Below are 26579 nucleotides of genomic sequence, written 5' to 3'. Positions count from 1 at the left end.
AACTAGAGACAGTCAGGAGGAGCAGCTGATGGACACATTTATATTAATTAATACGTTATTTTTTATCGCCATCACACTGTATGCATTTTACTTGTTTGGTAGAGTAATAGCAACACGGGTAGCCTATATTCGATTAGGGAAAAAGTCCGAGTTTGATGGGGATATAAAGGAAAGAGTAAAGCGAATTATCACCATAGTATTCGGACAATCCAAGCTACTTAAGGATAAAAAGTCCGGAGCCATCCACGTCATGATGTTCTATGGATTTATTTTAGTGCAATTTGGCGCAATTGATTTTATTGTAAAAGGAATATCTCCAGGAAATCACTTGCCGTTTGGCTTCTTATATCCTGGATTTACATTCTTCCAAGAAATCGTAACATTAACCATTCTTGTAGCGGTAATTTGGGCATTTTACCGTCGCTATATTGAAAAACTAGTTCGCTTAAAGCGCGGACTAAAAGCAGGATTAGTATTAATCTTCATCGGGACTTTAATGCTTTCTGTTTTACTTGGAAATGGAATGGCGATGATTTGGCACGGGGAGTCCGCAACATGGACTGAGCCTGTTGCAAGTCTTTTCGCAACAATCTTTGGATTTCTATCTCCACAAGCAGCAACCGTTATCTTCTTTGTTGCATGGTGGATTCATAACCTGACATTACTAACATTTCTAGTATATGTGCCACAGTCCAAACACGCACACCTTATTGCAGCACCAATCAACGTGTTCTTAAGTAAACGTGTACCTGGAAAATTAAAAAAGCTAGACTTCGAGATTGATGAAGATAGTGAAGAAGAAGTATCATTTGGGGTAGGGAAAGTAGAAGACTTTGAACAAATCCAAATGATAGATTTCTACGCCTGTGTAGAATGTGGTCGCTGTACAGATGTATGTCCGGCTGCTGGTACTGGAAAAATGCTCTCTCCGATGGATTTAATGATTAAAATTCGTGATCATTTAACTGAAAAAGGGGCAGCGGTTACTGGTAAATCACCTTGGGTTCCAGCTTATGCATTCTCAAGCACACAAGGCAACCAGCTAGCAAAAAGCGCTCGAAATGAAGCGGCAGCAACATTTGAAAATATTAGCTTAATCGGTGATGTCATTACGGAAGAAGAAATCAATGCTTGTACAACTTGCCGTAACTGTGAAGAAGCATGTCCAGTTATGAATGAACACGTAGATAAAATTATTGATCTACGCCGTTATTTAGTAATGACAGAAGGAAAGATGGACTCAGAAGTGCAACGTGCGGTAATGAATATTGAACGTCAAGGAAATCCTTGGGGATTATCGAAGAAAGACCGTATTAAATGGCGTGAAATCGATGAATCTGCATACATTCCAACTGTAAAAGAACTGAAAAAAGAAGGAAAAGATTTTGAATACTTATTCTGGGTTAGCTCCATGGGTTCATTTGATGCTCGTAGCCAAAAAATCGCGCTTGCTTTTGCAAAATTAATGAACCAAGCAGGAATCAGCTTTGCCATTCTTGGTAACAAAGAGGCAAACTCAGGGGATACGGCAAGACGTATTGGGAATGAATTTTTATTCCAAGAAATCGCAGAGAAGAACATTAGTGAATTTGAGAAAAATGATGTGAAGAAAATCGTAACGATTGATCCTCACGCATATAATATTTTCAAGAACGAATACCCGGACTTTGGTTTTGAGGGTGAAGTGTATCACCATACACAACTACTTTATGACCTTGTCATGGCAGGGAAATTAAAGCCGGCTAAAGCGATAAATGAAAGATTAACGTATCATGATTCTTGTTATCTAGGAAGATATAATGGTGTCTATGATCCACCAAGAGAAATTCTTCGTGCTATCCCAGGACTGGAGCTAGTGGAAATGGATCGCAACCGTGATAACGGTATGTGCTGTGGAGCTGGTGGAGGTCTTATGTGGACAGAGGAAACGACTGGTAACAGAATTAATGTAGCAAGAACCGAGCAAGCTTTAGCAGTTGAACCGACCGTTATCTCTAGTGCATGTCCATATTGCTTAACGATGCTAAGTGATGGAACAAAAGCAAAAGAGGTAGAGGAAGATATCAGCACAATGGATGTTGCAGAAATTCTTGCATTATCTGTTTTAGTGGAAGAAGAAGTAAAGACAGCCTAAGTTGAAAAGAGGGGTTCCCGAGTGTGCCCCTCTTCACTTCAAGATAGAAACTGAGCGAGCGTTCAATCGTAATAATTTAATATTTAACATATTAGGAGGAAAAAGAATGAAGAAATCTGTAATAGTTTCTGGCGCAAGAACTCCATTTGGAAAATTTGGTGGAGCATTAAAACCACTAACTGCTTCTGAGTTAGGTGGGAGAGCAATTAATGCGGCTTTAGATCGAGCAGGAGTGGACCCAAAAGAGGTAGGCGAGGTTATTATGGGGAATGTGTTGCAAGGTGGTCAAGGACAGCTTCCTTCACGCCAAGCAGCACGTGCAGCAGGATTACCGTGGGAAGTGAAGACAGAAACAATTAACAAAGTATGTGCTTCAGGACTACGCAGTGTAACGCTAGCAGATGTATTAATTCGTTTAGGTGAAGAAGACGTTGTTGTAGCTGGTGGGATGGAAAGCATGAGCAATGCACCATATTTTCTACCAGATGCACGCTGGGGCAATCGCATGGGCGATAAACGGGTCGTCGATATGATGGTTCACGACGGATTAACATGTTCCTTTACGGGTGTACACATGGGGACATATGGAAACTCCACTGCAGATGAATTCAATTTAACACGTGAAGCGCAAGATGAATGGGCATACCGAAGCCATATGCGTGCAGTAAAAGCGATGGAAGAAGGAAAATTTGATGAAGAAATCGTGGCAGTAGAAATTCCTCAACGTAAGGGTGACCCAATTTTAGTAGAAAAAGACGAGGCACCTAGAAAAGATACGAGTGTGGAAGCATTAGCAAAACTAAGACCAGCGTTTGATAAAGACGGAACAATTACTGCTGGAAATGCACCTGGAATCAATGACGGTGCTGCAGCATTTGTTATCATGTCTGACGAAAAAGCTATAGAACTTGGTAAAAAACCTTTAGCCACTATTTTAGGTCATGCCGAAGTTGCTGTAGAAGCAAAAGACTTCCCGAAAACACCAGGAATTGTCATAAATGCATTGCTAGAAAAAACAGGTTACACGAGAGACGATATCGCCTTATATGAAATTAACGAAGCATTCTCAGCTGTATCTTTAGCAAGTAGTGTAATCGCAGACTTAGACCCAGAAAAAGTAAACGTGAACGGTGGAGCAGTTGCACTAGGCCACCCAATCGGAGCAAGCGGCTCCCGCATTATCTTAACATTAATCCATGAACTAAAACGTCGTGGAGGCGGACTTGGTATAGCAGCTATCTGTAGCGGAGGCGGCCAAGGTGATGCGATTTTAATTGAAGTAAAAGGGGAGTAAGTTTTAGCATAACGGTTGATGTCCCTGGAGAAATGTCGCATGTCCCTGAGTTAAGGTCGCATGTCGCGAGTAATCGGTCACAAGTACCGCGGGAAAGGTCGCATGTCGCGAGCCCCCGGTCACAAGTACCGCAGGAAAGGTCGCATGCCGCAAGCCCCCGGTCACATGTACCGCAGGAAAGGTCGCATGCCGCGAGCCCCTGGTCACAAGTACCGCGGAAAAGGTCGCATGTAAGAAGCCGCCGGTCACATGTACCGCGTGAAAGGGCCCATGCCGCAAGCCCCCGGTCACATGTACCACAGGAAAGGTCGCATGCCGCGAGCCCCCGGTCACATGTCCCCCAGTATAGGGCACATGCCGAAAACAATCAGTCGCATGCAAAACCAAAACGGGCACATGCAATACAATAATAGTCACATACACCAAGTCACAACAAAAAACACCCAGCCAGAAAAGCCATCCAAACGTAACAAATCTACTTTTCTGGCAACCTACAACTCTCAGGAGGTGCTAATTTAATGAAAACAATTATGGTAATTGGAGCAGGACAAATGGGATCAGGGATTGCTCAAGTCTGTGCTCAATCAGGATTTCAAGTTTATTTAAACGATATGAACGAGACGGCCTTAAATAAAGGGCTAAAAAATATTGAAAAGCTCTTAACCCGTGCGGTTGAGAAAGGTCGTATAACGGATGACCAAAAGACAGAAACGTTAGGCAGGTTAACACCGTCATCAGACCTACAAGATGCTAAAAATTGTGATCTTGTTATTGAAGCAGTAGTTGAAAATATGGATGTTAAGACAGCTGTGTTTAAGCAACTAGATGACATAACACCAGAACATACCATTCTTGCATCTAATACATCATCACTGCCTATTACCGAAATTGCAAGCGTTACCAAACGGCCGGAAAAGGTCATCGGTATGCATTTTATGAACCCGGTTCCAGTTATGAAACTAGTAGAAATCATCCGTGGACTGCAAACAAGTGATGAAACATATAAAGCAATTGAAGATCTGACATACAGCTTAAGCAAAACACCGGTTGAGGTGAATGATTTCCCTGGCTTTGTTTCTAACCGAATCCTTATGCCAATGATTAATGAAGCTATATATACCCTTTATGAAGGTGTAGCATCAGTTGAAGATATTGATACAGTGATGAAGCTTGGGATGAACCATCCGATGGGGCCACTCCAACTTGCGGATTTTATCGGACTAGATACATGTCTTTATATTATGGAAGTACTGCATGAAGGATTTGGTGACAGCAAGTACCGCCCATGCCCATTATTAAGAAAGTATGTAAAAGCAGGTTGGCTTGGGAAAAAATCTGGTAGAGGATTTTATCAGTATGACTAGCGCTACAGCTACACTTCAAAAGAAAGGGAGTAACCACATGCATTTTCATTTTACTGAAGAGCAGGAAATGATGCGTAAAATGGTTCAAGACTTTGCCCAGAAAGAAGTGTTACCAGAAATAGAAAGAATGGAAAAAGAAGAGCGTTTTCCAATAGAGCTAATTCGTAAAATGGGGGAACTAGGTATTATGGGAATCCCAATTCCAGAAGAATATCACGGGTCTGGAATGGATTACACCTCCTATATTATCGCGATTCATGAGCTGTCTAAGGTAAGTGCAGCACTAGGTGTTATTTTATCGGTGCACACTTCAGTTGGAACAAACCCGATTCTGTTCTTCGGGACAGAAGAACAGAAGCAAAAGTACGTAACGAAGCTTGCGACAGGGGAATATCTAGGTGCATTTGCCTTAACCGAACCACATGCTGGTTCAGATGCAAAAAGCCTGAAAACAACAGCAAAACTTGATGGTGATCACTATATACTAAACGGCTCTAAAGTATTCATTACAAATGGTGGAGCAGCGGATGTTTATATTACGTTTGCTCGAACAGCACCAGGTGCAAGTGGCATTAGTGCCTTTATCGTGGAAAAAGATACAGAAGGCTTCATAATCGGAAAGCAAGAAAAGAAAATGGGGCTACACGGCTCCAATACCGTCCAACTCACCTTTGAAGGTTGTCGCGTTCCGAAAAGCCAGTTGCTTGGGCTTGAAGGGGACGGATTCAAAATTGCGATGGCAAACTTAAACAAAGGTAGAGTTGGAATTGCAGCGCAAGCTCTAGGGATTGCGGAAGCGGCTTTTGAGCATGCTGCAAACTATGCAAAAGAACGAGAACAGTTTGGAAAACCGATTGCACACAATCAGGGGATATCTTTTAAGCTAGCAGACATGGCTACCAAAATTGAAGCAGCAAGACTACTAGTCTATCGTGCTGCTTCATTAATTGAACGAGATATACCGTGTGCAAAAGAAGCATCCATGGCAAAAATGTTTGCTTCAGATACCGCGATGCAAGTGGCAATAGAAGCAGTACAGATTTTTGGAGGGTATGGATATACCGAGGAGTATCCGGTAGAAAGGTTATTCCGCGATGCGAAAATCACGCAAATTTACGAAGGCACAAATGAAATACAACATATGGTTGTAGCCAATAACTTACTGAAATAGGGGGCAAGGAAGATGGATTTTCAACTAACGGAAGAACAAGAAATGCTACGAAAAATGGTACAGGATTTTGCGAAAAATGAAGTTGAACCAACAGCAGCTGAGCGTGATGAGGAAGAACGGTTTGACAGAGAAATTTTTAATAAAATGGCGGAACTAGGATTAACAGGCATTCCTTGGCCAGAGGAGTATGGCGGAATCGGTGCAGATTACGTAAGCTATGTCATCTCAGTGGAGGAGTTGTCAAGAGTATGTGCATCAACCGGGGTTACCCTGTCAGCACATCTTTCCTTAGCGAGCTGGCCGATCTATAAATACGGCAATGAAGAGCAAAAGAAAAACTTCCTATATCGGTTAGCAACAGGAGAGGCGTTAGGAGCATATGCACTATCGGAGCCTGGTGCAGGAAGTGATGTTGCATCCATGAGAACGACAGCGAGACTTGATGGTGATCATTATGTGTTAAACGGAAGCAAAGTCTGGATTACCAATGGTGGCGTGGCTGATATTTATGTTGTGTTTGCCAAAACAGATGTGGATGCCCGTCATAAGGGAATCAGTGCCTTTATCGTGGAAAAAGGAACAGACGGATTTTCATTCGGTAAAAAAGAGAAAAAGCTAGGGATTCGTTCATCACCTACGACAGAATTAATATTTGAAAACTGCCGTGTTCCAAAGGAAAACCTTCTTGGTGAAGAGGGAGAGGGTTTTAAAATTGCGATGACAACACTTGACGGTGGACGTAATGGAATTGCTGCCCAAGCGGTTGGCATAGCACAAGGTGCACTAGATGCAGCAACAAGCTATGCGAAGGAACGTGAACAGTTTGGTAAGCCAATCGCTCACAATCAAGGTATTTCGTTCAAACTAGCAGATATGGCAACCGAAATTGAAGCAGCAAGACTATTAACCTATCAAGCTGCTTGGTTAGAGTCTGTTGGTAAATCATACGGGAAAGCTTCTGCGATGTCTAAGCTTTTCGCCGGTGATGTAGCAATGAAAACAACGGTTGAAGCGGTGCAAATATTTGGTGGTTATGGTTATACAAAAGACTATCCAGTAGAGCGCTACATGCGTGATGCGAAAATTACTCAAATCTATGAAGGAACACAAGAAGTACAACGACTTGTCATTGGTAGAATGGTAACGAAATAGAAAGTGAGGTATTCGGATGCACCAGTTAGTCGAACAGATTGCAAATCAAGATATACGTGCTTTAGCAAGAGCCATTACCTTTGTAGAAAATGATTCGATAGAAAAACTACAAATCATGCAAGACGCCTATTCGATTAAGAAGAATGGGATGTATATCGGACTAACTGGTTCTCCAGGTGCCGGAAAAAGCTCACTAGTAAACCGTCTTATTTCCCAAATCAGAACTGAAGGGAAAACTGTAGCAGTGATTGCGGTTGACCCTACTAGTCCATTTAGTGGTGGATCACTTTTAGGTGACCGGGTTCGCATGAATGAGCATTTTACCGATGATGGGGTTTTTATAAGGAGTATGGCAACACGGGGAAGTCTCGGTGGCCTCGCCCGTGCAACCAAAGACGCGTTAAGACTTTGTGATGCATTTGGTTTTGATGTCATCATCGTAGAAACCGTTGGGGTAGGCCAATCTGAGCTCGATATTATGAAAATTGTGGACACTACAGCAGTTGTCTTAACCCCAAATAGTGGGGACGTCCTGCAAATCTTCAAAGCAGGAATTATGGAGATTGCGGATCTGTTTGTTATTAATAAAGCGGATTTACCAGGGGTTGGAAAGCTGAAAGCAATGCTTAGAGAGCTCATTCACATGACGAAACAAGATAGATATCAGCCTCAGATTGTGAAGACCATCACCACGGAAAACGAAGGTATAGAAGCACTTTGGGAAAAACTGAAAGAACATCATGCTTATGTGTATGCAAGTTCTGAAGGCAAAAAACGTCTTGAAGAACAGCGAAAGCTAGAAGTACTCGAACTAATCCGTGATGAAATTTGGCGTGATGTGTATCAATATGTCCAAAGCCATCCGGATTTTTCTAGTAATCTCACAAATACTGACCCGTACAATCTAGCAAGTAGCTTATATATGAAATGGAAAAAAGAAGGGAGATAGCCGTATGAAGGAGAATAAGGTTCTATCTTCTGTAAAGGACGAAGAATTAATTAAGAAAAGGCGCGATCAAATGATTAAAGGTGCCTTGAGCCTATTTAAGGAAAAAGGGTTTCACCGCACAACGACTAGAGAAATTGCCAAAGAATCAGGCTTTAGTATTGGTACCCTTTATGAATATATTCGTACGAAGGAAGATGTTTTGTATCTTGTCTGTGAATCGATTCATGGCGAAGTAAAAAAGCGTTTAGAGCAAGTAGTAGATCTAAACCAACCTTCAACAGAAAAGCTCTGTAATGTGATTACTTCTTTTTTCCGTTTAATGGATGATATGCAGGAAGAAATTCTTATTTTATATCAAGAGGTTAAATCACTAAGTAAAGAAACGAGAAGCGCTATTTTAGATAAGGAACGGGAGATGGCAGCAATGCTAGAAAAAGCCATTGTGACATGCCTTCCCGATCCATTGCCAAAACAAGATACTACACTTATCGCAAATAACATACTAATTCAAGGTCATATGTGGGGCTTCCGTAGATGGATGTTACAAAAGGAATTCACGTTAGCGGAATATATCGAAAAGCAGCTTTCGTATTCATTTGCTGCTATGGGTTTAGATATAAACCAAATAAATTGGAGGGTTGATGATGGTACAAGTAGCACCTATTAAAACAAAGCATCCTGTTCGCTTTGTTACCGCATCGAGTCTATTTGATGGCCATGATGCATCTATTAACATCATGCGTCGTATTTTACAATCAAGTGGAGCAGAGGTCATTCACCTCGGTCATAACCGTTCTGTAGAAGAGGTAGTACATGCCGCGATTCAAGAGGACGTACAAGGAATTGCGATTTCCTCTTATCAAGGTGGGCATGTAGAGTATTTTAAATATATGGTGGATCTTCTAAAAGAACTTGGAGCAGATCATATTAACGTATTTGGTGGCGGTGGAGGAGTTATTATCCCTCGTGAAATAAAGGAACTCCATCAATATGGGGTAACGAGAATCTTCTCTCCTGAAGATGGTCGTAAATTAGGTCTTCAAGGAATGATCAACTTCATGCTAGAAGAATGTGACTTTTTACCACCATTTAATTTAGAAAAGCAGATAGAGCAATTGCAAGCGGGGGATCGTCAGGCAATGGCGAGACTGATTACCTTTGTGGAGAATGAAGAAATCGAGGACTCTGTAAAGGATAAAGTATTAGAAGCTTTAAAGGAAGTATCCAATCCGAACATTCCTGTACTCGGTATTACTGGTACTGGTGGAGCTGGAAAAAGTTCGCTAACCGATGAGCTAATTCGTCGTTATTTAAACGAAATTCCAGATCGAAAAGTTGCAATCATTTCCATTGACCCGACGAAGCGGAAAACTGGTGGGGCACTATTAGGTGACCGTATTCGCATGAATGCAATTTTTACAGACCGGGTTTATATGCGCTCACTTGCTACAAGAGATTCAAGAAGTGAGTTATCAAAAGCAATTGAAGATGTGATTCAAGTCGTTCGTGCATCTGGCTATGATTTTATCGTAGTGGAAACGAGTGGAATTGGGCAAGGTGATGCTGCAATCACGGAAATTACCGATATGTCCATGTATGTGATGACCTCAGAATTCGGTGCACCAACACAGCTTGAGAAAATAGACATGATAGACTTCGCTGACTTTATTGTCATTAATAAATTTGAACAAAAAGGCTCTGAGGATGCGCTGAATCAAGTACGTAAACAATATGAACGCAGTCATATGTTATTCCACCAAGATAAGAAATTGTTCCCTGTTTTCGGAACGATTGCTAGTCAGTTCAATGATAGTGGTACAAATGCACTGTTTGCAGCATTAGTTGATAAGTTGAACGAGAAGTACGGTTGGAATGAACAAGTCGACTTTGACCGTCATACGATTTCGGAAAAGCAGAATCTAATTATAACCAATGAGCGCCGTCATTATTTACGGGAGATCGCCAATCACGTTCGGAACTATAAACAGGTAGCAAAAGAGCAAAGTGAGATTGCTAGAAAGATGTATCAAATTCATGGTGCGGTTCAATTAGTGGAAGATGAGGATGCGAAGGCAACGTTACAATCAACATATACAACGTACGAGGCTAAGCTCTCTCCAGATGCAAAAAAATTACTAGAATCTTGGGACAAAACAAAAGAAAGCTATACTGGTGATACGTATACCTATAAAGTTCGTGATAAGGAATTTACAATGGAGCTTACAACCGAATCACTTGCAGGCTTAAAAATTCCTAAGGTAGCCTTTCCAAAATATGTAGACTGGGGAGACCGTTTGCTTTGGCAGTTAAAAGAAAACGTTCCAGGAGCATTCCCTTTTACGGCTGGAGTTTTCCCTTTCAAACGTAAGGGTGAAGATCCAACACGACAATTTGCGGGTGAAGGAACACCAGAACGTACGAATCGCCGTTTCCATTACCTTTCCCGTAATGATGATGCGAAACGCTTATCTACTGCCTTTGATTCGGTAACATTATATGGTGAGGACCCGGCATATCGTCCTGATATTTATGGGAAAATAGGTGAGAGTGGTGTTAATGTTTGTACACTAGAGGATATGAAGAAGCTATATAAAGGCTTTGATTTAACCGACCCACTAACTTCCGTATCAATGACGATTAATGGTCCGGCTCCAATTATTCTTGCGATGTTCTTTAATACGGCAATTGACCAGCAAGTCGAAAAGTTTAAAGCCGATAATGGAAGAAATCCTTCTAATGAAGAATATGAAAAAATAAAAGCAGACACGTTAACCGTTGTACGTGGCACTGTCCAAGCAGACATTTTAAAAGAGGATCAAGGACAAAATACATGTATTTTCTCTACAGAATTTGCACTTCGTATGATGGGAGATATACAAGAATACTTTATCGAAAAAAATGTCCGCAACTATTACTCCGTGTCGATTTCAGGCTACCATATTGCAGAAGCTGGCGCTAATCCGATTACACAGCTAGCATTTACCCTTGCGAATGGTTTTACGTACGTAGAGTATTATTTAAGCCGCGGAATGGATATTAATAAATTTGCACCAAACTTATCCTTCTTCTTCTCAAACGGCTTAGATCCGGAGTATACGGTGATTGGTCGGGTAGCGAGAAGAATTTGGGCAATTACAATGCGTGATAAATACGGGGCAAATGAACGTAGCCAAAAGTTAAAATATCATATTCAAACATCAGGTCGTTCTTTGCACGCACAAGAAATTGATTTCAATGATATTCGTACAACTTTACAAGCACTAATTGCGATCCAAGATAATACGAACTCACTTCATACTAATGCTTATGATGAGGCTATTACAACACCGACAGAAGAATCTGTTCGCCGAGCAATGGCGATTCAAATGATTATCAATCGTGAATTCGGACTTACGAAAAATGAAAACTCGCTACAAGGATCTTTCATTGTCGATGAGTTAACCGACTTAGTAGAAGAAGCTGTTCTTCAGGAATTCGAACGGATTAATGACCGTGGTGGCGTATTAGGGGCTATGGAGCGCCAATATCAGCGAGGTAAAATTCAAGAGGAATCATTATACTATGAAGGGAAGAAACACTCAGGAGAGCTTCCTATCATTGGTGTAAACACATACCTAAACCCAAACCCACCATCAGAAGAAGAAATCGATTCCATGGAACTAGCAAGAGCAACAAAAGAAGAAAAAGAGCACCAAATTAACGAACTAAAGAAATTCCAAGACAAACACCAACACGAAGCAGAACCAGCACTTAAAAAGCTAAAACAAGTAGCCACAACCGGCGGAAACATCTTCCAAGAACTAATGGAAACCGTTAAAGTAGCCTCCCTAGGCCAAATCACCACCGCCCTATACGAAGTCGGCGGTAAGTATAGAAGAAATATGTAGGTTTAAAGTTACGTTATTTGTGATAATCCGGAAGCTGTGGGAAATGAATATAAGATTTTTAGAAAAAATAGTAGTACCACTGAGCGGCTGGAATACACGGAGACTCTCGCGGGAGAAGTGACTAGAGTGAGACCCCTGGGATGCCCCTGCGTCTGCAAGTTACGCTTCGCAGCGGGCTTCCTAGGGGCAAGGATGCAGAGAAGTTAATTCAAGAAGTAGCAGCCTGGCTCACGGGTCACCCGCAAAAAAGTGGAGTGTATTCCAGCCGCGGGCTTTATAATCCAGCTAGCCCAATATAAAAAGTTTTTCCAAATAACTTCAGGAATCAAGAAAATAAATTTGATAATTCCTACACAATTTGTTTATAATGTATCATAGCTTTTAAAAACAACATACATAACCTAATTCAACAAGAGTAATCCCTACAAAGGATTCACTTTTTATTAGAAATCGTTATATTAATGAAAAGGGAGTGCGGTATTGTGAGCTTGGATAATCTTAGCCGCGAGGAAATCACAAAAATGTCAATGCTAGAATTGGCAAAAGAAATTTTAATGGAAGAAACAAAAGCACTAGATTTTAAAGATATTTTCAACAAAATTGCTGAACTAAAAGGCTTCACTGAAAGTCAAAAAGAAGACATGCTAGCACAATTCTACACAGATCTAAACGTCGATGGCAGATTCATTACGCTAGGTGCTAATATGTGGGGATTAAAGCGTTGGTATCCATTTGAACAAATCGACGAAGACATCCATAATGAACCGAAGAAGAAGAAAAAAGCGAAGAAGAAAATTGACGATGATGATCTTGATATCGACGATGACGACTTAGATCTTGATTTAGATGACGACGATGATCTTCTAGTTGATGACGACTTTGATGACATCGATGACGAAGATGATGAAGATTTCGATGAAGATCTAGATGATGATGACTTCGATGAATTTGATGATGATGACGATGAAATAGAAGATGAGTTAGAAGATTTAAATGAGATTGCTGAAGAAGAAATAGATGAGGATTTTGACGAAGATAAATAAATTTGACTGCTTGACTTTTAGTAAGTAGGTTAGTACAATTTGTATTGGGCTCTTTAAATTTACTTATTCAAAGCGTTTCCCCTTACATGGGGAGGCGCTTTTTGTGTTTTAAACAAGCTTTTAATGGGAATCTAAAGCCTAGTGGCGGAAAAGAAGTGAAGTTGTGTTTCTTTTCTACATACTGGCAACGATTCTTGTTTTTATTTTTAAAAGCAGATTTTCATGGGTTGTTGTCATTTTAAAGGGGAAACTCATAAAATCCATTCCAACAGTTCACTGTTTATTTTATTGTTTCTGGTTCTAATAAGAAATTGTGCACACAATAAATGTAAACAGTGGTCGTACTTATTTTACTTATCATAAATAGAAAGAGGGATTAGTTGTGGCTAAGTATATTTTTGTCACAGGTGGCGTAGTGTCATCTTTAGGAAAAGGAATTACAGCAGCATCAATTGGACGTTTATTAAAGAACCGTGGTTTAAAAGTTACCATTCAAAAATTTGACCCGTATATTAACGTAGACCCAGGTACAATGAGCCCTTATCAGCATGGGGAAGTTTTTGTAACAGATGATGGTGCAGAAACGGATTTAGATTTAGGACACTATGAACGTTTTATCGATGAAAATTTAAATAAATATAGTAATATTACAACTGGTAAAGTTTATTCTAATGTTATTCGTAAAGAACGACGTGGTGATTATTTAGGTGGAACTGTTCAAGTAATTCCACATATTACGAATGAAATTAAAGACCAAGTTTTCCGTGCAAGTGAAGCAACAGGTGCAGATGTCGTTATTACGGAAATTGGTGGTACAGTTGGGGATATTGAATCTCTTCCATTTCTAGAAGCAATTCGCCAAGTGAAAAGTGATATTGGAAAGCAAAATGTTATGTACATTCATTGTACATTAGTTCCATATATTAAAGCAGCAGGAGAACTGAAGACAAAGCCTACCCAGCACAGTGTAAAAGAGCTACGTTCACTAGGAATTCAACCGGATGCAGTCGTATTACGTACAGAGCATGAAATTAGTGAAGATATGAAAGCAAAAATCGCCCTATTCTGTGACATTCGTGAAGAAGCAGTAATTGAAATGCGTGATGCTGCAAATCTATACGAAATTCCGTTAGCATTACAAAATCAACAACTAGACCAAATCGTTTGTGATCACTTTGGATTAGATGCTGGACCTGCAGACATGCGTGAATGGAAAGAACTAGTTGACCGTGTATGTAATTTAAAGAAAAAAATCGATATCGGTTTAGTTGGAAAATATGTTGAATTACAAGATGCATATATTTCAGTAGTTGAGTCATTGAAACACGCAGGATATGCTTTTGATGCTGATATACAAGTTCATTGGATTAATTCCGAAAAATTAGATGCACAGGCTATTCAAGAAAAACTATCTCAAGTTGACGGAATTATTGTTCCTGGTGGCTTTGGAGATCGGGGAATTGAAGGAAAAATCGAAGCAATTCGTTATGCCCGTGAAAATAACATTCCATTCCTAGGTATATGCTTAGGTATGCAGCTAGCTACTGTAGAATTTGCACGCAATGTACTAGGATATAGTGATGCACATTCAGCTGAAATTAATCCAAATACTACACATCCGATTATTGATTTACTTCCAGAGCAAAAAGATGTAGAAGACTTAGGAGGTACATTACGTCTAGGTTTATATCCATGTAAACTGAAGGATGGAACGAAAACGAAAGCAGCATATGATGGTGCAGAATTGATTGAAGAACGCCACCGTCATCGATATGAGTTCAATAATGAATACCGTGAAGAAATGGAAGCAAAAGGATTTATTTTCTCTGGAACGAGCCCAGATGGTCGCTTAGTAGAAACAATCGAAATTGCCAATCATCCTTGGTTTGTCGCATGTCAATTCCACCCAGAATTCAAGTCTCGTCCGACAAGACCACAAAACTTATTTAAAGGATTTATCGGGGCAGCTGTAGAGCAAAGTAACCAGTAATATACAAAAATCAACATAATAAACTAGTAAATAAGTCGCATTTCGTGCCCAAATTGGTACGATTCGCGGCTTTTTTGATATATTCAAATTAAAGTTTATGTTTTGGACAACAGGGTATATAAAAGAGGCATTTTATATTTTAATCCTTTTTACCGATATATTACCAAATAATACCATGCATTTTGTTCGTTAAAAAGAAGGGTTTGAAGTGCTTTATATCGAATAGATAAACACAGAGGGGGATTTTGTCAAAATGAGGCAAACTATATTGGTTGTAGATGACGAAATAGGGATTAGACTTTTACTAGAAGATCTATTAGAAGCTGATGGGTATAAGGTTTATACTGCGGAAAACGGTAAAGAGGCTTTAGAAATGATAGGAACTCATCCTATCGACTTAATGATGATTGATTATAAGCTGCCAATCATTGACGGAATAGAAGTGATCAAGCAATTAGAAAAAGATAAAAAAGAACTAATGATCATGTTAATGAGTGGACTAGCGGAAAATTTACCAGATGAAATTTATAAAATCCCTAATATAAAGAAGGTTTTATCCAAGCCATTTGACGTAATGGAAGTAAGGAAATACATAAATGAATTACTTGCAGATTAGTACAAATATTTGAAAATAACACTCTAACTGCTATAATCTTGCACCAAGCTAACGGACTTTGGTATTCTTATACTGAAATAACAACTAAGTTAAGGATTTTGATATATCAAAGGAGGAAGTCAAATGCCATTAGTTTCAATGACAGAAATGCTAAATAAAGCGAAAGACAATGGTTATGCAGTTGGGCAATTTAATATAAATAACTTGGAGTACATACAAGCTATTTTACAAGCAGCAGAAGAAGAGAAATCACCAGTAATTCTAGGTGTATCTGAAGGTGCTGGGAAATATATGGGCGGCTTCAAAGTAGTTGTAGCGATGGTTAAATCATTAATGGAAGAGTACGGTACTACGGTTCCTGTAGCAATTCATTTAGACCATGGTTCAAGCTTTGAGAAATGTGCCCAAGCTATCCATGCAGGATTTACTTCTGTTATGATCGATGCTTCTCATTCTCCAATTGAGCAAAACATCGAATTAACGAAAAAAGTTGTAGAACTAGCTCACATCCACGGAGTATCTGTTGAAGCAGAGGTTGGAACAGTTGGTGGAGAAGAAGACGGTGTTATCGGTGGAATTAATTATGCAGATGCCGAAGAATGTTTACGTCTTGTTAAAGAAGCAGGAATTGACTGCTTAGCACCAGCATTAGGTTCTGTTCACGGACCTTACCAAGGAGAACCAAACCTAGGATTTAAAGAAATGGAAGAAATTCTAAACTTAACACAAGTTCCATTAGTATTACATGGTGGTACTGGAATTCCTACTAAGGACATTCAAAAAGCAGTTTCTCTTGGAACAGCTAAAATTAATGTGAACACAGAGAATCAAATGGCTCAAACAAAAGCTATTCGTCAAGTGTTAAATGAAAAAACGGAACTTTATGATCCACGTAAATATTTAGGACCAGGTACAGAAGCAATTAAGCAAACGGTAATCGGTAAAATGCGAGAATTTGGATCATCTAACAAAGCTTAATAAAAAATGATTAAAAATGCCCTCTCTGTTTTGAGTTATTCTACGTATACTATATGTAGGATGAAGAATAGATTGGGCTATTCCTGTAAAAAAAGCAGTAATCACAAATTAGGGGAGGTAACATGATGAAGTTTTTTATCGACACAGCAAACATTGAAGAGATTCGATCTGCAAATGAGTTAGGTATTTTGGCTGGTGTTACAACAAACCCAAGCTTAGTCGCAAAAGAAGGGGTATCCTTCCATGATCGACTGAGAGAAATCACCAAAGAAGTAACAGAAGGTTCAGTGAGTGCAGAAGTAATTGCCGAAGATGCTGAAGGAATGATTAAAGAAGGACTAGAACTTGCCGCTATTGCACCAAACATTACAATTAAAGTGCCGATGACTCTGGAAGGATTAAAAGCTGTAAAAGCTTTTAGTGATAAAGGTATTACAACGAATGTGACCCTTATTTTTAATGCAAACCAAGCACTACTTGCTGCTAGAGCGGGGGCTACATATGTATCACCTTTCTTAGGACGCTTAGACGATATCGGTCATGACGGAATGCAATTAATTGCTACGATTTCCGAAATCTTTGACCGTCATGGTATTGAAACCGAAATTATTGCAGCTAGCATTAGACATCCATTACATGTAACGGATGCTGCACTTCACGGTGCACATATTGCAACGGTACCATATAACGTATTAAGCTCACTAGTGAAGCATCCATTAACAGATCAAGGTATTGAAAGATTTTTAGCAGATTGGAATAAAGCAAATCAATAAGCATGATTATAGACACCTAAGACAAACTAAAAGTAAGCAACTAGCTATTGTCTACTTATCGTTTCAATGAAAGAAATATGGGTATAAATAGCTGAAATGATATTTAAATAAGTGGAGGGTGTATGAAGATACACGCTCACCTCAAAAGCGGGGTTTTGACATGCAGAAAATGATAGTTGAGGGCGGTCATGTCTTAAATGGTAAAGTACGCATCAGTGGAGCAAAAAACAGCGCAGTAGCTCTCCTACCAGCAGCTATTTTAGCTGATTCGGAGGTTACAATAGAAGGACTGCCTCAAATTTCGGATGTATATACACTTGGTGATTTATTAGAAGAAATCGGAGGAAATGTACGTTGGAATGGACAAACGGTACATATCGATCCGGAGAACATGATCTCTATGCCATTACCAAATGGGAAAGTGAAGAAGCTTCGAGCATCATATTATTTCATGGGTGCGATGCTTGGTAAGTTTGGAAAAGCAGTAATTGGCTTACCAGGTGGATGTTTCTTAGGTCCTCGTCCGATTGATCAACATATTAAAGGGTTTGAAGCATTAGGTGCTGAAGTAACAAATGAACAAGGTGCAATCTATCTTCGAGCAAATGAACTAACAGGTGCCCGAATTTATTTAGATGTAGTTAGTGTAGGAGCAACCATAAATATTATGCTTGCAGCCGTTCGAGCAAAAGGTAAAACCATTATCGAAAATGCTGCAAAAGAGCCAGAGATTATTGATGTAGCAACTCTACTAACGAATATGGGTGCTAAGATTAAAGGTGTTGGTACCGATGTAATTCGTATTGAAGGTGTTTCATCGTTGCATGGTTGCAGACACACGATCATACCAGATCGAATTGAAGCAGGAACATATGCTATTGCAGCTGCTGCAGCTGGTAATGAAGTTATCCTAGATAATGTCATTCCACAGCATTTAGAATCACTACTTGCAAAACTACGTGAAATGGGAGTTACCGTAGAAGATTCAGACGACCAACTATATATAGCATCAAGGGACCCATTAAAAAGCGTGGATATTAAAACATTAGTGTATCCTGGATTTCCAACTGACTTACAACAACCGTTTACTAGTCTTTTAACAAAGGCACGTAATACAGGAGTTGTAACGGATACGATATATTCAGCAAGGCTGAAACATATAGATGAATTAAGAAGAATGAATGCGGATATTAAAGTAGAAGGTGGTTCGGTAATTGTCACTGGCCCTGTGCAACTTGAAGGAGCACGAGTTAAAGCTAGCGACCTAAGAGCAGGAGCATCGCTCGTCATTGCTGGCCTCATGGCAAATGGCCTCACCGAAATAACCGGACTAGAACACATCGACCGAGGATACGAGAACATGACTGAAAAACTAAACAACCTCGGCGCCAACGTTTGGCGAGAAGACATGTCCGAAGAAGAAATAATCCAATTCCAGAATTCTTAGGTGAGATTTATCTTTACATGTTTGATAAATAGATATTTTTTCAAGGGATTCTAGGAGAAAAAATAGATTATTGCCAATGCACTGAGCGGTCCGAATACACGGAGACTCTCCCGGGACTAGTGGCCTAGGTGAGACCCCGTTGATGCCCCTGCGTCTTCTAGTATCGCTTCGCAGTAAGCTTCCTCGGGGCAAGGCTTCAGAGAAGTTAACTCAAGTAGCAGCCTGGCTCACCAGCCCCCGCAGGAAAGCGGAAGTGTATTCGGACCGCGGGTCTGGCTAGAAATACCCTAATAAATACCTTTTGGGATGAGGTTATTTATCAAAGGGAGATGAAAACCATGGAAAGAAGCTTAACAATGGAAATCGTCCGCGTCACAGAAGCAGCAGCACTAGCTTCCGCCCGCTGGATGGGAAGAGGAAAAAAAGAAGAAGCAGACGATGCAGCAACAACCGCCATGCGCGACGTTTTTGACACCATACCAATGCGAGGAACAGTCGTCATTGGAGAAGGTGAAATGGACGAAGCACCAATGCTCTACATAGGAGAAAAGCTGGGCACAGGAACAGGACCTTTAGTAGATATTGCAGTAGATCCGCTAGAAGGCACCAATATCGTAGCAAAAGGAACCACAAATGCCCTTACCGTCATCGCAATTGGTGACCATGGCAAAGTCCTTCATGCTCCAGACATGTACATGAAAAAGATTGCAGTTGGACCAGAAGCCGTTGGTAAAATAGATATTAATGCCCCAACAATAAATAACTTAAAAGCAGTTGCAAAAGCGAAAAATAAAGATATAGAAGACCTAGTGGTTATTTTATTAGACCGTCCACGTCATCATAAGCTTATCGAAGAAATTCGCGAAGCTGGGGCGAGAATTAGACTTATTCAAGATGGTGATGTTGCAGCTGCAATCAATACAGCATTTGATGAAACAGGTATTGATTTATTTATGGGGATAGGTGGCGCTCCAGAAGGCGTTATTGCTGCCATAGCATTGAAATGTTTAGGTGGAGAAATGCAAGGTCAGCTTGTTCCACAAAATGATGAAGAAATTGCTCGTTGCCATAAGATGGGTATATCCAATATAGATAAAATATTTTATATGGATGACTTTTGTGCAGGTGATGATGCGATCTTTGCAGCAACAGGGGTAACCGATGGGGAACTACTGAAAGGCGTACAATTCAAAGGTACAAAAGCAAAAACCCAAACCGTTGTCATGCGGGCAAAAAGTGGAACCGTTCGATTCATTGACGGCGAACATAGCTTGAAGAAAAAGCCAAATTTAGTTATACAGCCTGATTAATGAAAACCTAGTTGGAAAACATTGGTAGTATGTTAATGTTTTCCAACTACCCTATTTAGGTTAGGCTAGACTGTAGGTAACATTCCTCGTAAATACCTAAATAGTCTCTTTAAAACATTCATTACGCTATCCTACTATTAGAAATTCCATTTCCGAACGTAAAAAAAGTATTGAATAATCCTATTAAAACAGTTAACATTGTAAATGTTTAAGATAAGTGTTGTTTGGTTAATATACAAAATATAAGAAAAATTAAATCTATCGCCTTCTTTACTACTAGAGAAGCCGAAAACTTCTATTCTAGCTTCTAACATTTCTTCCCTTCTAAAAAAGATTTCACATCAAAGAAGCAAAAATTTCATTTTAATACTAATCAGATAAGCCTTATCAAGTAATAAAATTCCGTTTTCAAAGATAATTTGCTGTATTTATGTGGTACATAATCAGTGACGTATCTATCAAAATAGTAAATATGTATATGAATAGGCGTGGTGAATATGGCTGAATTAACATTAAGTAAGCTACAAGAACTAACATTAAAAGAAATCTATGCACTAGCAAGAGAATATAAAGTATCTTACTATGCAAAACTAACCAAAAAAGAATTAATCTTTTCCATCTTAAAGGCGCAAGCTGAAAAAGACGGTTTCTTATTTATGGATGGTGTATTAGAAATTATTCCGTCAGAAGGATTTGGTTTCTTAAGACCGATAAATTATTCACCAAGTGCAGAGGATATTTATATCTCTGCTTCACAAATTCGTCGTTTTGATTTGCGTAACGGTGATAAAGTTTCTGGTAAAGTAAGGCCACCTAAGGAAAATGAGCGTTATTACGGATTACTTCACGTAGATGCTGTAAACGGTGAGGATCCAGATTCTTCAAAAGAACGTGTTCACTTCCCGGCACTAACTGCATTATATCCAGACCGAATCATGAAGCTTGAAACAAAATCAAACAAGCTTTCTACTAGAATTATGGACTTAATGGCTCCAGTTGGATTTGGGCAACGTGGTTTAATTGTTGCACCACCAAAAGCTGGTAAAACCATGCTTTTAAAAGAAATTGCAAATAGTATTTCCATCAATCATCCTGAAGCAAAACTAATCATTTTACTAGTTGATGAGCGACCTGAGGAAGTAACCGATATTGAACGCTCTGTACACCCTGATGTAGATGTAGTAAGCTCAACTTTCGATGAAGTACCGGAAAACCATATTAAAGTATCTGAATTAGTACTTGAACGTGCAATGCGTTTAGTTGAGCACAAGCGTGACGTTATTGTTCTGATGGATAGTATTACGCGTTTAGCACGTGCTTACAACTTAGTTATCCCACCAAGTGGTCGTACGTTATCTGGTGGTATTGACCCAGCGGCTTTCCACCGTCCAAAGCGTTTCTTTGGAGCTGCTCGTAATATTGAAGAAGGTGGGAGCTTTACTATTTTAGCAACAGCACTAGTTGATACAGGTTCTCGTATGGATGACGTTATTTACGAGGAATTCAAAGGGACCGGTAATATGGAATTACATTTAGATCGTAACCTTGCAAACCGCCGTATCTTCCCAGCTATTGATATTTTACGTTCAGGTACGCGTAAAGAAGAGCTTTTAGTCGATAAGCAACAGCTTGATAAAATGTGGGCAATTCGTAAGACGATGCAAGACTCGCCAGATTTCCTTGAGCGTTTCTTAAGAAAACTAAAAGCTTCTGAGAATAATGATGAGTTTTTACAAAAATTGGAAGAAGAAATGCAACGTAAACGTACAAGCAGATAATAAAGAATATTTTCTCTACTAAATATGACAATAGCTACTTGCAAATCGTGCCACTGATTGATATAATTTTCTAGTGAGTTTAGAAAAGGTGTATACCTAATTGTGGCTCTTAAAATAACTCTGTTTCCAAAGGATTCAGGGCAGAAGGAGTGAAAGACATGAAAGAAGGAATTCATCCTGAGTACAGAAAAGTAGTATTTCTTGATACTAGCTCAGACTTCAAATTCTTAAGCGGTTCAACTAAGTCTTCAGACGAAACAATCGAGTGGGAAGATGGTAACACATACCCATTAATTCGTGTGGAAATCAGTTCAGAATCACATCCTTTCTATACTGGTAAGCAAAAAGCTGATACAGTAGGTGGACGTGTAGATCGCTTCAAGAAGAAATATAATATGAAATAATATGGGCTTTCACTACTTTGAGTAGGAAACCTACGTGATACACATTAGGGTGAGGTTACTCATGCCGAAAGAACAGGCAAATCTATTATGCTTTGCCTGTTTTTTATTTAAATTTTTCAACATAAATGGCTAATATTCTTATAAAAACATAGAAGAAATGAAGGGAGATCCAAAAACATGTATGTTATGAAGCAAAGTGGCTGGCTAGAAGTAATCTGTGGCAGCATGTTTTCAGGTAAATCCGAAGAACTAATTCGTCGGGTAAGACGAGCAACCTACGCAAATCAAAAGATACAAGTATTCAAACCGGCAATTGATAATCGTTATGACGATGTCGCTGTCGTTTCCCACAATGGTAATTCCGTAACGGCAACCCCAGTGGATTCTTCCGAAGATATTTTAAACAAAATTCAAGACGGTGTGGAAATCGTTGGAATTGACGAAGCACAATTCTTTGATGAAGACATCATCCATGTAGCAGAACAACTTGCTGACCAAGGTATCCGTGTAATCGCTGCTGGCTTAGACAGAGACTTTCGCGGTGAACCATTCGGCCCAATGCCAGTCTTAATGGCACTTGCGGAATCTGTAACAAAACTGAATGCAATCTGTCCGCTATGCGGATCTCCCGCAAGCCGCACGCAACGCTTAATCAATGGAAAACCAGCATCCTATAACGACCCGATCATACTAGTCGGCGCATCTGAATCCTATGAACCAAGATGCCGCCACCACCATGACGTCCCGAATCGCCCAGTAAGTGCGGGGATGGAGAAGGTTTTGAATGTGACGGAAATGTAATAAGAGCATCCTAGTATAGGGTGCTTTTTTGTTTGGGATGGGAAACACCAAACCAGTTGGGGAAATCGCCGAGGATAACGAGGAAATGCCCGAATTTATACTGATTATCGCCGAACCACACCGCTATTACCCCGCAAGAACACACCACTCCACCAACCATCCCAAAAAGAATTTTGACCCAAAGCCCTGACTATACTATAATTATAATGTTAATCTGAGTGAGGTGACCGTGATGATAGATCGTTTGCAATCATTGGAAGATCGTTATAATAAATTAAATGAGTTATTAAGTGATCCAGAAGTTATTAGTGATACGAAAAAGTTGCGTGATTATTCGAAGGAGCAAGCGGGACTGGAAGATGTCGTGCAAGCTTATCGTGAATATAAAGATGTAACGGAACAATTAAAAGATGCAAAGGAAATGCTAGAAGATGATTTGGACCAAGAGATGTATGCAATGGTTAAATCCGAAATCGCAGAGCTATCCGAATCAAAAGTAGAGTTAGAAGAAAGAATGAAGATTCTCCTTTTACCGAAGGACCCGAATGATGATAAGGATGTGTTCGTGGAAATTCGTGGTGCAGCAGGAGGAGATGAGGCTGCGTTATTTGCTGGGGACCTTTACCGTATGTATAGCCGCTATGTAGAAAGCCAAGGCTGGAAAACGGAAGTAATGGAAGCTCATACGACAGGTGTCGGTGGCTATAAAGAAATCATTTTCATGGTTAAAGGGAATGGCGCTTATTCCAAGCTAAAATATGAAAATGGTGCCCACCGTGTGCAACGTGTTCCAGAAACCGAATCAGGGGGCCGTATCCATACGTCAACTGCAACTGTAGCCGTACTTCCAGAAGCAGAGGAAGTAGAAGTAGAAATTCATGAGAAAGATATTCGTGTCGATACATTTGCATCTAGTGGACCTGGAGGGCAAAGTGTTAACACGACGATGTCTGCTGTTCGTTTAACCCACTTACCTACTGGAATCGTTGTTTCTATGCAGGATGAAAAATCACAAATTAAAAACAAAGAAAAAGCGATGAAGATTCTTCGTGCCCGTGTGTATGATAAGTTTCAACAAGAAGCACAGGCAGAAATTGATGAAAACCGTAAATCGGCAGTTGGTACTGGGGACCGTTCGGAGCGTATTCGAACATATAACTTCCCGCAAAACCGTGTGACAGACCACCGTATTGGACTAACCATTCAAAAGCTTGATCAAATTTTAGAAGGTAAGCTTGATGAAGTCATTGATGCCTTAATCATGGAAGAACAAGCAAAAAAATTAGAACAAATTGGTGAATAACATGACCAAAAAACAATACGAAGTCCTTCAGTGGGCTTCTCTTTTTTTAGAAAAAAACAACCGGGAAACTCGTGTTGCGGAGTTGCTATTGCAGCACCATTTGAATGTGACGAGGACACAATACTTTGCCCAAATGCGTGACGAAGTTCCAGAGCATATCGTGGAAAAATTCGAAAAGGATATAAAAATGCATGCCGAAACAGGAGTTCCAATCCAACATTTAACTGGATATGAAATGTTTTATGGAAGAAAATTTTCCGTTAATCATCATGTTTTAATCCCGCGTCCAGAGACGGAGGAGCTCGTTCTACATGTCATAAACCATGCGCCAAAAGATAGACCGATTACCATTGTAGATGTTGGGACAGGTAGCGGAATCATTGCTATTACGTTGGCGTTGGAACTACCGAATGCGAAGGTTTATGCTATTGATATTTCAGAAGAGGCACTGATGATGGCGAAGAAAAATGCGAAAAGTTTACAAGCCGATGTCACGTTCTTAAAAGGAGATTTTTTAGAACCGTTTATCAATCAAGGCTTGCAAGCAGACATCGTAGTCTCTAATCCTCCATATATTTCTGAAGAGGAAAGAGCAGAGCTTTCAGACACCGTAGTCAACTACGACCCGGAATTAGCTCTTTTTGCAGAAGATAATGGGCTTATTGCATATAAAAAAATCGTATCTCAACTTCCTAACACGGTCGTAACCGGAGGAAGCGTCGCTTTTGAAATTGGCCATTTACAGGGTGATGCCGTTAAAGGGCTAATCAAGTGGACTTTTCCTCATAGTAGTGTATCTGTGATAAAGGATATAAACGGGAAAGATAGAATCGTTTCCGCTAAAAATCTGTCATTATAAAAACCAGTCGATCACTATTGACTGGTTTTAAAATACCATATTTACAAACGTATGTTCCTGTATTATCCTTTAAATAAGGAGGAGATTTAGCCTTGGACAATTCAATTAAACTAAGCCATTATACTAAGGAATACATAGAGGCGTTAAGCACTTTTCAATTACCTGATGAGCAATTACAATTTACAGCATTACCACGTAAATACATAGAAGTAACAGAAGGACAGCACCGGGTTGTAATTCTGAACAATTTAGTACCAGTAGGATTCTTTTTGCTACACGCAACCGAACGAGTAAAGGAGTACTCATCTAATTCAAAGGCAATGCTATTAACTTCCTTTTCTATCAATCGGGTTGAACAAGGAAAAGGCTATGCCAAACAAGCTATGTTATTACTAAAAGATTTTGTAACCACTGAATTTCCTAATTGTAATGAGATTGTATTGGCGGTTAATCACAAAAACATTGCCGCACAACAGCTATATTTAAACATTGGCTTTCAAGATACAGGGAAAAGGAAAATGGGACCAATTGGTGAGCAGTGGATTATGAGTATGAAGCTGTAATCACAATGAATGCTCTAAATAATCATCTTTGCATACCTACTCCATGTACCAATCTATAACATTATATAAAAAATACTAGATTACTAGTTTAAATATCATCGCATCTGTCCATACTGTGATTAAATCAAAAAGTGGGGGACGGATTGTGATGAAAAAATTTGTACTTATTTTAATCGTTTTAATTATAATCGCAATATCTTTACCTGTATATGGCGAGGGCAATGAGGGGAATTTTGATGATTATCAAGTAATACCGGATGATGCGATTCGCTTACGCATTTTGGCCAATAGTGATAAGGAAGCTGATCAGCAAATTAAGCGAGTTGTGCGAGATAAAGTCAATGCTCAAATAACAGAATGGGTTGCAGAAATTGAGGATATAGACAAAGCAAGAGCTTTATTAGAAAGTAGGATTCCGGAAATAAGTGAGATAGTTAAACAAACGCTAGAAGAAGAAGGAGAAGATCGTGACTTCGATGTGGAATACAATGATAGTGTAAGCTTTCCAACGAAAGTGTATGGTAATTATCTTTATCCTGCTGGTGAATATGAAGCCATTCTTATAACAATTGGGGAAGGAGAAGGAGCCAATTGGTGGTGTGTACTTTTTCCGCCCTTATGCTTTTTAGACTTTGCCAATGGAATTAGTGTCGCAGAAGCAAGTTCTGGTGGCTTTGAAGATGAAGTGGAACAAGATAGAGGGCTAAAGATTAAGTTTTTTCTATTTGAATGGCTCGGATTGTCATAAGTCATCACCTCATGC

23 protein-coding genes are annotated in these 26579 nt (G+C 39.7%); all 23 read left to right on the top strand.

Features of this window, described 5'->3' with window-relative positions:
* Nucleotides 1–28: 28 nt before the first annotated feature.
* Nucleotides 29–2134 (top strand): (Fe-S)-binding protein, encoded by a 2106-nt coding sequence (locus tag AB1K81_RS08290; RefSeq protein WP_412976189.1) that lies wholly within the window; start codon nt 29–31, stop codon nt 2132–2134.
* Between the two features lie 106 nt (nt 2135–2240).
* Nucleotides 2241–3428 (top strand): acetyl-CoA C-acetyltransferase, encoded by a 1188-nt coding sequence (locus AB1K81_RS08285; protein ID WP_412976188.1) that lies wholly within the window; start codon nt 2241–2243, stop codon nt 3426–3428.
* Nucleotides 3429–3946: 518 nt separating this feature from the next.
* Nucleotides 3947–4792, top strand: coding sequence for a 3-hydroxybutyryl-CoA dehydrogenase (locus AB1K81_RS08280; protein ID WP_412976187.1), 846 nt, complete (start codon nt 3947–3949; stop codon nt 4790–4792).
* Nucleotides 4793–4829: 37 nt separating this feature from the next.
* Nucleotides 4830–5963, top strand: coding sequence for an acyl-CoA dehydrogenase (locus AB1K81_RS08275; protein ID WP_412976186.1), 1134 nt, complete (start codon nt 4830–4832; stop codon nt 5961–5963).
* 12 nt (nt 5964–5975) lie between these two features.
* Nucleotides 5976–7115 (top strand): acyl-CoA dehydrogenase, encoded by a 1140-nt coding sequence (locus AB1K81_RS08270; protein ID WP_412976185.1) that lies wholly within the window; start codon nt 5976–5978, stop codon nt 7113–7115.
* A gap of 16 nt (nt 7116–7131) precedes the next feature.
* Complete coding sequence (gene meaB, locus AB1K81_RS08265) at nt 7132–8064, top strand: methylmalonyl Co-A mutase-associated GTPase MeaB (RefSeq protein ID WP_412976184.1); 933 nt, start codon at nt 7132–7134, stop codon at nt 8062–8064.
* A 4-nt stretch (nt 8065–8068) separates the two neighbouring features.
* Nucleotides 8069–8731 (top strand): TetR/AcrR family transcriptional regulator, encoded by a 663-nt coding sequence (locus tag AB1K81_RS08260; protein WP_412976183.1) that lies wholly within the window; start codon nt 8069–8071, stop codon nt 8729–8731.
* On the top strand, nt 8709–11951 hold the full coding sequence (icmF, locus tag AB1K81_RS08255; RefSeq protein ID WP_412976182.1) for a fused isobutyryl-CoA mutase/GTPase IcmF: 3243 nt from the start codon (nt 8709–8711) through the stop codon (nt 11949–11951). The genes AB1K81_RS08260 and icmF overlap by 23 nt, the downstream gene beginning before the upstream one ends.
* A 482-nt stretch (nt 11952–12433) precedes the next feature.
* Nucleotides 12434–12994, top strand: a complete 561-nt coding sequence (gene rpoE, locus AB1K81_RS08250) for a DNA-directed RNA polymerase subunit delta (RefSeq protein WP_412976181.1) — start codon at nt 12434–12436, stop codon at nt 12992–12994.
* Between the two features lie 101 nt (nt 12995–13095).
* Nucleotides 13096–13236: a hypothetical protein gene (locus AB1K81_RS08245; RefSeq protein ID WP_412976180.1), complete on the top strand. Its 141-nt coding sequence runs from the start codon at nt 13096–13098 to the stop codon at nt 13234–13236.
* Between the two features lie 140 nt (nt 13237–13376).
* Nucleotides 13377–14984, top strand: coding sequence for a CTP synthase (pyrG, locus tag AB1K81_RS08240; RefSeq protein WP_412976179.1), 1608 nt, complete (start codon nt 13377–13379; stop codon nt 14982–14984).
* Nucleotides 14985–15237: 253 nt separating this feature from the next.
* Nucleotides 15238–15600: a response regulator gene (locus tag AB1K81_RS08235; protein WP_412976178.1), complete on the top strand. Its 363-nt coding sequence runs from the start codon at nt 15238–15240 to the stop codon at nt 15598–15600.
* Nucleotides 15601–15723: 123 nt separating this feature from the next.
* On the top strand, nt 15724–16578 hold the full coding sequence (gene fba / locus AB1K81_RS08230; protein WP_412976177.1) for a class II fructose-1,6-bisphosphate aldolase: 855 nt from the start codon (nt 15724–15726) through the stop codon (nt 16576–16578).
* Nucleotides 16579–16703: 125 nt separating this feature from the next.
* Nucleotides 16704–17351 carry a fructose-6-phosphate aldolase gene (gene fsa, locus AB1K81_RS08225; protein WP_412976176.1) on the top strand — a complete coding sequence of 216 codons (648 nt, stop codon included), beginning with the start codon at nt 16704–16706 and terminating at the stop codon, nt 17349–17351.
* Between the two features lie 160 nt (nt 17352–17511).
* Nucleotides 17512–18798 (top strand): UDP-N-acetylglucosamine 1-carboxyvinyltransferase, encoded by a 1287-nt coding sequence (gene murA, locus AB1K81_RS08220; protein WP_412976175.1) that lies wholly within the window; start codon nt 17512–17514, stop codon nt 18796–18798.
* A 338-nt stretch (nt 18799–19136) separates the two neighbouring features.
* Nucleotides 19137–20108: a class II fructose-bisphosphatase gene (gene glpX, locus AB1K81_RS08215; protein ID WP_412976174.1), complete on the top strand. Its 972-nt coding sequence runs from the start codon at nt 19137–19139 to the stop codon at nt 20106–20108.
* Nucleotides 20109–20605: 497 nt separating this feature from the next.
* Nucleotides 20606–21886, top strand: coding sequence for a transcription termination factor Rho (gene rho / locus AB1K81_RS08210; protein ID WP_412976173.1), 1281 nt, complete (start codon nt 20606–20608; stop codon nt 21884–21886).
* A 158-nt stretch (nt 21887–22044) separates the two neighbouring features.
* Nucleotides 22045–22290, top strand: a complete 246-nt coding sequence (locus AB1K81_RS08205) for a type B 50S ribosomal protein L31 (protein WP_412976172.1) — start codon at nt 22045–22047, stop codon at nt 22288–22290.
* 177 nt (nt 22291–22467) lie between these two features.
* Entirely contained in the window at nt 22468–23091 is a 624-nt protein-coding gene (locus AB1K81_RS08200; protein ID WP_412976171.1) for a thymidine kinase, read from the top strand.
* 232 nt (nt 23092–23323) lie between these two features.
* A complete protein-coding gene (gene prfA, locus AB1K81_RS08195; RefSeq protein WP_412976170.1) occupies nt 23324–24394 on the top strand; it encodes a peptide chain release factor 1 in 1071 nt (356 codons plus the stop codon).
* A 1-nt stretch (nt 24395) separates the two neighbouring features.
* Nucleotides 24396–25253: a peptide chain release factor N(5)-glutamine methyltransferase gene (prmC, locus tag AB1K81_RS08190; protein ID WP_412976169.1), complete on the top strand. Its 858-nt coding sequence runs from the start codon at nt 24396–24398 to the stop codon at nt 25251–25253.
* Between the two features lie 92 nt (nt 25254–25345).
* Nucleotides 25346–25816: a GNAT family N-acetyltransferase gene (locus AB1K81_RS08185; protein ID WP_412976168.1), complete on the top strand. Its 471-nt coding sequence runs from the start codon at nt 25346–25348 to the stop codon at nt 25814–25816.
* A gap of 148 nt (nt 25817–25964) precedes the next feature.
* Nucleotides 25965–26564 carry a stage II sporulation protein R gene (gene spoIIR, locus AB1K81_RS08180; protein WP_412976167.1) on the top strand — a complete coding sequence of 200 codons (600 nt, stop codon included), beginning with the start codon at nt 25965–25967 and terminating at the stop codon, nt 26562–26564.
* Nucleotides 26565–26579 lie beyond the last annotated feature (15 nt).

Source organism: Ornithinibacillus jepli (assembly GCF_047228935.1).
Taxonomy (GTDB): Bacteria; Bacillota; Bacilli; order Bacillales; family Amphibacillaceae; genus Ornithinibacillus.
The sequence above is the reverse complement of the archived record's forward strand: the minus strand, read 5'-3'. Positions and strand labels throughout refer to the sequence as shown.